This window comes from Loigolactobacillus zhaoyuanensis (genome assembly GCF_003946385.1).
GTDB lineage: Bacteria > Bacillota > Bacilli > Lactobacillales > Lactobacillaceae > Loigolactobacillus > Loigolactobacillus zhaoyuanensis.
Map to the genome: position 1 here is coordinate 20,924 of NZ_RHOE01000031.1, position 9,011 is coordinate 29,934.

7 protein-coding genes are annotated in these 9,011 nt (G+C 37.2%); all 7 read right to left on the bottom strand.

From position 1 onward, the window contains the following. Window positions 1-64: 64 nt before the first annotated feature. The 7 genes from EKM76_RS07750 to EKM76_RS07780 all read right to left on the bottom strand — a co-directional run bounded on the left by EKM76_RS07750 (window position 65) and on the right by EKM76_RS07780 (window position 8,657). Window positions 65-1,609 carry a hypothetical protein gene (locus EKM76_RS07750; RefSeq protein ID WP_125550119.1) on the bottom strand — a complete coding sequence of 515 codons (1,545 nt, stop codon included), beginning with the start codon at window positions 1,607-1,609 and terminating at the stop codon, window positions 65-67. A gap of 59 nt (window positions 1,610-1,668) precedes the next feature. Next, window positions 1,669-2,559, bottom strand: coding sequence for an IS3 family transposase (locus EKM76_RS07755; protein ID WP_318531404.1), 891 nt, complete (start codon window positions 2,557-2,559; stop codon window positions 1,669-1,671). Window positions 2,560-2,564: 5 nt separating this feature from the next. After that, window positions 2,565-2,816, bottom strand: coding sequence for an IS3 family transposase (locus EKM76_RS13775; RefSeq protein WP_003586983.1), 252 nt, complete (start codon window positions 2,814-2,816; stop codon window positions 2,565-2,567). A 187-nt stretch (window positions 2,817-3,003) separates the two neighbouring features. Further along, window positions 3,004-5,718: a YfhO family protein gene (locus EKM76_RS07765; protein ID WP_125550121.1), complete on the bottom strand. Its 2,715-nt coding sequence runs from the start codon at window positions 5,716-5,718 to the stop codon at window positions 3,004-3,006. Then, on the bottom strand, window positions 5,715-6,146 hold the full coding sequence (locus tag EKM76_RS07770) for a GtrA family protein (RefSeq protein ID WP_125550122.1): 432 nt from the start codon (window positions 6,144-6,146) through the stop codon (window positions 5,715-5,717). Before EKM76_RS07770 ends, EKM76_RS07765 begins: the two co-directional genes overlap by 4 nt. After that, on the bottom strand, window positions 6,143-7,102 hold the full coding sequence (locus tag EKM76_RS07775) for a glycosyltransferase family 2 protein (RefSeq protein WP_125550123.1): 960 nt from the start codon (window positions 7,100-7,102) through the stop codon (window positions 6,143-6,145). The genes EKM76_RS07770 and EKM76_RS07775 overlap by 4 nt, the downstream gene beginning before the upstream one ends. A gap of 181 nt (window positions 7,103-7,283) precedes the next feature. Beyond that, a complete protein-coding gene (locus EKM76_RS07780) occupies window positions 7,284-8,657 on the bottom strand; it encodes an IS701 family transposase (RefSeq protein WP_145955951.1) in 1,374 nt (457 codons plus the stop codon). Window positions 8,658-9,011 lie beyond the last annotated feature (354 nt).

Sequence of the window (9,011 nt, forward strand, 5' to 3'; positions counted from 1 at the left end):
AAATAAAAACCGCTAATTGGTTAGATAACTCAACGTTTGAGTTGATCTGCCAAGTAGCGGTTTTTTAGACTATTTTTCTAACTAGTAGGTAAGGAGCTCCACCAATCGTAATATCAGTTATTTTTTCCCAATTTGAATCAATAAAATCAGGCGCTACTATAGCGACATCACCAGGTTTTGATTTTCCTACTGTGCTCATATCCCTCAGATAACCATACCGTTTCACCAAGCCCATATTTTTCCCAAAATTATTTTTTTGACCCGATATTGATAAGTAAGTATGATTATTAATCGGTTGTTGAACCAATCTAAAATACGGGAACATACGAGGCAAATTATTTATAAATAGCCGTTTTTCATTAAATTCCTTACCTTGCATAATAGTGTTGATTTTTTCTACTTCCGTATAAGAAACTTGCTGTGATTCATAAAAGGTCTCTTTCCCACCTACACCAAAATACGCTTGACCAACAAACCAGATAAACAAGAGTAACGTAATTATAGGAAGCAAAATCCGAAATTTGCCCATATTTTTTATAGAACTAAAAACTTCATATAACCCAAACCCTACCATAATACTCAAATTAATATTTAAGAAATTCCAATGATTATAATTAGGAAGTACAACAAACATTAATGGTATAAAAGCGACTATATTTAAACAAATTAATTTTTTGAATTGTCTAACTTTATCATTAATAGCCGTATTTTTGGCGAACACGCCGATCGGAACAAATAATAAAGTCCAGGGCATTATTGCCCCAAACGGTGCCACCGAATTCCAAGCGAGCCCATCTGTACCCTTAAAATAAATTGTAATTCCATTAAAAAAGTTCTTAAGCATTCCAAGTAATAAATTAGATTGATTAAAATCGATTAATGATTCCACTCGGTTGGAAGGCAACGGCGGAATGTCAAAAATTAAAAACTTACTAGCTGAGCTAGCGTGAACAAGGTTTACTTTGTAAGCAAAATAAATTATTGGCAGAACCAAAATCACTAACGTTACAGTAAATAGCAGATATTCCCGTGTTCTTAATAATTTGTTTCGTAAAAAATAGATCAAATATAGTACACATAAAATGGGAAGATACATCCAAGCAGTTATGTACCCATAGGTGGTTAGAGCTAACAATACTGCTCCCAACACCAGATAAATGTACCGATGCGAGGAAGCCGTTGAAACCAAGCCCAACCAAATCGATAAAACTCCGAACAAAAATATGACTGGCGCAACATTAGCATCTAAAATCCACCGGCTAGAAATAAACATCCATGGTGTGGTTATGATTGCAATGTTAATGAATGTAGCAAGCTTTCTTTGCTTCATTTTAAAATAAAGGAGCGCAAAAAGGAAAACTAGCAAACTGAATGTTAATAAAACAAATGGAAGCCTAAAGATAAGGATACTAAAGCCAAAAATCCTAACAAATGGTACTGAAAAAATAGCATACAAAACGGACTGACCTTGACCCCAAACACTGGAAAGATAAACGGGAAAATGCAGTCCATGTATATCGGTACCGAAACTAGCAAACGATCTAACTGGATTGAAGTCAATATTTGAGACAGATTTTAAGAGACATTCAGAACCGCGTTTACCTTCCACAGCTCAAATAAATCATTAATTGCGATTAATAACTTATTTGAACCCTGGAAAGCATTAAATCAGGCGGCCATTTGGCTCGTAAGTGTTGCAATTTCAACTTGTAAGGGGGTCTGGTAGCCCAGTGAACTATGAATTCTCTTCCTATTGTAGAAAGCATGCACATATTCAAAAAGGACGGCAGCGGCAGTTTCATAATCTTCAAAGACCGGCACTGGATAAACACATTCCTTTTTGAGGGAAGCGTGAAAGGATTCCATTGGCGCATTATCATACGGACAACCCTTACGGCTGTATGAGTGGCGGATATGTAGCTCAGTTAAACGTTGGTTGTAATCATCGCTGGTATACTGTGATCCTAAATCCGTATGGATAATCAGGTCCCCAGTAATGGTTCGATTTTTAACCGCGCTTTCAAGGGTCTTTAAGACTAAATCAGTATCCATCTTTTTTGAGAACGAATAGCCGATAATCCGTCGTGAGTGCAGGTCCATGATGGTTGATAAGTAACACCAGCCATTATGCTTCGTTTGAATATAGGTCATATCAGCGGTCCATTTTTGATTTAAACCAGTGGTCGAGAAATCCTGCTTAAGCAAGTTGGGACGCTGTTCAACCTTGGTTTTGGAAGCCGAAGCCGCTTTCCACTTATTGACGGTAACGGAGTGGATATCCAGTTCCTTCATGAGCCGGGAAATCCGTCGTGGACTGCACCGAAGCTGCAGTGGTTGAAGTTCCAGATTCAATTCATGGGGGATCTTCATAACACCGTATCGCTGCTTAAATTCCGCAAAAATCCGCAGAATCCGTTGTTTCAAGTCCGCATCTTCGGCCCGGCGTTTTGAAGATTTGGGGGATCGATAACGATAATACTGAGCTCTGGAAACACCGAGGATTCGGCACATCTTGGTTACCTGGTGGTGATGGCTTTCTTGGTGAATGTAATCAAAGATATTGGTTACTTCTGCGCAAGGAAGCCCAGGGCTTTTTTTAGGATTTCGTTCTCCTCAGACAGCGAAGCCAGTCGCTTTTCCATCACTTTGATTTCGTCTGGCGATTTACCGGATTGAGTTTTGGCCTGGCCCTGGATCCACTTATGAACTGTTGAATAGCCAATGCCATATTCTCTGGCCAGTTGGGCAGCTGATTCGCCTTGCTTATATAGGTTGATAATGTTTTGTTTGAATTCTTTGTCGTAACGAGTTGGCATGTAAAAATTCCTTCCTTTTGAGAGATGATTTATTCATTATACCCTCTCTTAAAAGTTGTCTCAGGAATCAGCTTACATCCAATTCAGGTGAGGTTTTCTTTGGGTTTATAATATTGGATACCGCCGAGTTTTATCTAACAATACTTTTTTAAATTTACTAACGAATTAGTTCATTACGACTATAACCCTACTTAATTTTTTTACGCTTAAAGCCTACCTCGATAAAGCAAGTGTACACACCTAAACCAATTAAACTAATACCCGTTACCCCGAGACCTAATTTCAATCCTACTGGGGTATATTTGAGTATAATTTGGCTATTTTCTTTTGTCGTTGGTGTAATTGCCATAAGCCCATCTAAGGCCTTATGTATCTTAATTTGGCGGCCATTTTCAAAAGCCTGCCATCCTTGATCATAAGGTAAGCTTAACATTACAATCTTGTGTTTATCTTGTCCTTTTTTTATTGCAAAAGAAATTTGCTTTGTCGAAACCTTTAAATGAGTAACCTTATTCTTTTTTACTGATGCTAAAGCTGTCGCAACCTTCTTTGAATCCTCACGGTAAACAATTGGTTTCAATGTATTGATATCATTAGCGACATTATTATTCGTCCTGATACTCAGATTCACGATTTGTCCAGCATTAAACTTACCTAAATACGTGATACCATTTTGTTGTTGCATATTAATTTTTGATAGCTTTTTACCATTAACGAATAACTCTGAACTTAATACCTGTAAGCCATCAATTTCAGTTTGTGTATTATTTGAAGTAGGTAAATAGAAATATAACTGTCCTGAATTAGCTACTCGAACTTGATAATCATGCTGTCCTGATTTTGTCGTCTCAATAGTTGCAACACTCTCTGCATTATAAATCGGCGTTTCCGTTGCTAATACTTGATCAAAGACTTGGTTTAAGTATTTAAATGGATCAGCACTGGTATCACGTTTTATTGTATTTGCTGACAATGCACCTTTATCAACAAGATTCACTAACCCAAGCGCATATTTATTTTTGTATATGTCATAACCATTCTTGGAATATATTTTTTCACTATAGGGTGAACTATAATTCAAATTATATCCACCTAATTGTGAGCCAGTACCATTGTAAATGTTAGGCTCTGCAGCAGAACCATATAACATAGATTTCATCGACTCACTACCGTTATGAACAACGTATCTAACCCCAAACAGACTATCTACCGCAAAGGTCGACCCATTATTAAAATTAGTCCAACGCCACCAATTATGGTTTTGAAAGTAGCCCATTTTTTGTAATAGATTTATTGTGTCAGGACTTTCAGCTGAACTGTAGTTACTCAACCCGTAATAATCAAATAATAAAGGATCATCATTTGATCGTTCAAACGTAGTGCCGACACGATAAAAATCTTTTTTTGTGTCAGGTAACTGCTTTAAAACATGACTAACTTGACTAGTATATTTAGCAAAGCTATCAATTGAAATACCCGTGAAATAAGCATGTCTATACGTATTAAAACCTAAATCAGCAACTATTAATAGCAAAAGCGTCACAGCAGTTAACTTTTTGAAACGATTGAGATAATAAAGCGAAATTATAATTCCTAAAAAAAGCAATATGTTTATTGTAATCAATGGAACCGTTATTATACTTGGATTTAATTTACCAAGTAGAAAAGTACCTAGTACATAGATAAGCATCAGATTAGATAAAGTCTTTAAAGTAAACTTAATTGAACCATTAAGGATAACTTCGTCAGCCACAATTATCAAAAAGAATGTAAATAAAAAAGTATTACGATTAGGCATACCATTAGGCGAATTAAATCCATGCCAAATTTGATATGTTCCCTGTATGACCTGTGTCATTGCTAAAAATAATAAAAAGGCACCTGTTGTTATCTTTTCTGGTAGCTTAATTTTTTTACTAGCAAAGTATATGAAGCATAAAACTATCACCAACATACCCCCATAAAGATATGGATATGCTTGATTATTTGTTACTCCAGAATACAGCTGGTTCAACATATCTAATGGCTGGAACCTCCCGGTCAGTTGAAAGTGGTATGGATTGCTTTTTAAACTCTGAACAGCTTTTAGCCCTGGTAACAACGCCACTGCAGATAAGCCCACACCAATCACACTTGATAACAATAATTTAAAGAAACTAGCTTTGAGTTGCTGTTTAAGTTCAATATTCCATTTAAATTTGGTGATCAATAAACAGTAGACATAATAAATTGCGACAAATATACACACCATAAATCCAATGTAATAATTTAATAGAATGGCGAAAAATAGTGAAATTATGTAGACATAAGGACGTTCATGGTTATTTATTTTTTCTAAGCCTAAAATCACGATTGGCAAAAGGATGATTGTATCGGTCCACATCAGATTAGTCGCATAGCTCACCTCGTAAGTCATCAATGCAAATGAACTAGCAAGACAAATATTGAGTAAGTTATGATTTTGAACTTTATTTTCGTATTTTATTGAATTAATTTTGGAACTATTCCGTTGATGATAGTTGAGAAAACAAAGCATACTACAACTTAATAATCCGATTTTAACTAAAATCATTAATGTGATTGCAATCGGTAATTTTGCTATTGGGAAGAACAAAACAATAATATTTAACGGACTCATTAAGTAATAAGCAAAAATACCAAAGAAATTGCCGCCCATACTCATTGAAAATGAATAAAATAAATCATGAATATTGGTGAAGTGATTTTTGAAATATGCAAAAAAGCTGATATACTGATTATTTAAATCACTGGCAATTGCTGCATGATCACCAAATGGAAAAACCCCTTTTACAAAAAAAACCATTAGCATGATAAAAATTGGTAGATAAAATGCTACCAAATATTTAATAAAAGTACCCCTTAACTTACGCTGTCTGCTCATTTTGTTCCCCTATCTTTAAAAATCACTGCCTTACTAAAGGTATAGTTTAAAATGACGATCACAAATTGAGTCAATACCTTAGCAATTACATCATCTATTTTGATCATTGAAACCATAACAAACATTGAACCCATATCAAAGACACCTGATAAGACACGCATCCATAAAAATAACAAGAACTCTTTTAGAAAGGGTAACAATCCAGTTGTGCGTGATTTGAAAACAAAATATTTATTGGTAAAAAACGCAAACACAACGGAGAGAAACCAAGCTACTAAATTAGCTAATAAATAATATAAATGTAGTTGCGAACTGGCCAACCAGAAAACGCCCAAATTGACCGCCGTTGTCAGGACCCCAAAAAATATGTAATTAATCAGTGCAATGTTTTTGATCAAAAGTTTCTTAGTACTATTAATTAAATTCATGACTTAGTCACCTTTTTTTGCTCTTCATCGTGAGTATGGTAGTCTTCAATAAAATAAAGTGGCCGATGCTTGGTTTCCATAAACATTCGAGCTAGATATTCACCAATAACCCCTAAGGAAATAAGTTGAACACCACCCAAAAGCAAGATACCGATCATTAAGGATGCATAACCAGACACGTCACCTAACCCAGATATTTTCTGGAATAGAACAATCAACATATAAATGAAACCAAAAAAAGAAACGAGTATACCCATATATGTCGAAGCACGCAACGGTACCGTAGTATATGCAGTTAATCCATTAACTGCTAATTTAAATAATTTAGAAAAACTCCACTTAGTGATTCCACTTTTACGTGGCTGAGCAATGTAAGTAATAGCTTTTTTCTTAAAACCGACCCAACCATACAGTCCTTTAGTATAACGTGCTTGTTCTCGCATCGAGGATAAGGCGTCAACTACTTTACGGTCCAATAATCGGAAATCACCTGCATTAGGGTAAACTTTTTCTTGAGTCATTTTACCAAGAAGTCGATAATAAGTTTTTGAAAACCATATTTTAGTTTTCTTCTCGCCTAATCGTTCTTTACGAATTGCATATATATCATCAAATCCTTGTTGCCAATATTGAATCATTTCTTTAATTACTGCTGGTGGCTGCTGTAGATCAGCATCAATAACGATCACAGCATCACCTTTTGCATAATCGAAACCAGCTGTCATCGCGACTTCTTTCCCATAATTTCGTGATAAGTCTATGTATGAGACGCGTGAATCTTTTGTGGCCAATTCATCGACCAATTTCAGTCCGCCATCGGAACTTCCGTCATTTACAAACAGCATTTCAAAATTAAATTTTGGCAATTCGTTTAAAGTACCAGTTAAACTAGTATAGAAGTCCTGTAACCCACTTTCTTCATTGTAAAATGGAATAACGATCGTAACAGTTTTCATCTTATCCTCCACAAATTCTTAATTAGTACCATAAATTAAAACAACTAGAAAATCGTATTATTTCCATAACTTTTTCAGTCTTTGATATTATATCATTTTCTAATATTTGTTAGGTGTTTTTCGTTCAATATTATCAAGTATACACCATAAAAAATCGCAATAAAAGAGTGTTTACAGCACTTTACAGCTTTTCACTGACCCCCGACCAACAAGAAGCCAACCACTGAATCACCACTTTGGCCGGTGTTGTTTTTAACCGCCTTTGCACTTGCCGCGCTAAACTAGCCAAAAACAGCGCCGCTTGAATTTGCCGACTTAACCAGAGTTTGCGTTCACGCAAACTTTTGGTTACCAAAAAAGCTAAACTAGGTTGGGTCAATGGCAATACGATCATCAAGGTATACGCCGTATTCAATAAATGATGATCGGCTTCAATCTTGGCTACTGAACGCACGGCGTAATCACCGAAGTGCCAGAATGTTTTCATTTCATAAAAATAGGTCTCGATTGCCCAACGTTTTTGATAGTAGGCCAACGCTCGTAGCGCTGGCGCAGGGGCGCTGGTCTCCGGCGTCCGATAGGTGAGCTGGGTCGGATCAACGGCTAGGGTTTCGGTTGTGATCGCCGCTAATTCTTCGGGCGCGCTCGTCGCCATGAACAGACGACAAGTCGTCTTGCGTTGTACGCGGATCATGTAAACTGGCTGGGGCATCAAGCGTGTCAGACACCGCACTATACCGATCTGATCTCCGGCCGAACAAAGATTTAATGCAATATTTCCCAAATGGATCTGGTCACCATATTTCCGCGGCCGACCGCGCTTACCGGTGCGTTTGGGTAAGCCAAACATGGCGGTATCTTTACGCACATTGGCGATCATAGCTAGATTAGGTTGCGTCATGACCAGTTGGTTGATCTCAGCTTTGGGATACCAACTGTCACACAGTAGGAACACTTGTTGGTCGCTGGCGATCGATTTCAAAGTCGTCTTGATCATTTGCGCCGCTTGCTGGTATTTGGTCGCCTGTTCCGCCTGATAAAGGTGCGTGGCTAACGGCAAGAACGTATAAACTGGCTGGTCATCTTGGTCCCGCTGTGTTGGGATCATCAGACCTAAAGTAACGAAATCATGGGCATTGACGAGCCGCTTACCCGTATGTGCGGCGTGATCGAATAGATATTTGACGCCGGTAAATTTGTGGCCGAACTTGGGTTGGACCGTGTCATCCAGAACCAATAATAAGGGCAAGTCCTGACAAGTAGTGGGAATCAAGGTCAGTAAATACGTCAAGTTGCGCACTTCTAACTGTGGCAAGTGGTCACCGATCACTGCCAAAGCCCGATAAAACGTGTTCAAAGAATGCTTCGTCACCCGGCCCAGAAATTGTTCAAATAAGTGGCGGATCGAGTGGCGGTCACCGATCACTAACAACGCTAGACACAACCAAAAATAGTTAAGGCCCATTGGCTTAGACAAGCCAGCCGCTTTTAAATCAAAAAAATAGGCGTGGAGGGTGGTTAAAAGTGATGATTTTTGATAAAATGAGTTCAACACGAATCCTTCTTTCTGAGTGGTTTTTAGACGAACTCATTTTAGCAAAGAATAGGCATTCGTGCCTTTTTATATCCAAATTTTTTTAAAAAGCTGTAAAGTGCTGGAGTGTTTAAATAATTATGTGTAAATGAATTATTGGAAATTGAAAAAGGGAAGCCTCTCCCTTTTTTATATCCAAATTTTTTTAAAAAGCTGTAAAGTGCTGGAGTGTTTAAATAATTATGTGTAAATGAATTATTGGAAATTGAAAAAGGGAAGCCTCTCCCTTATGATAGTTAGCGTCTAAACAAACATCACAGGAGGCTTCCCCATGAATCAGTTTACCAAAGAAATTGTCACAGCACTAGCTCAGAA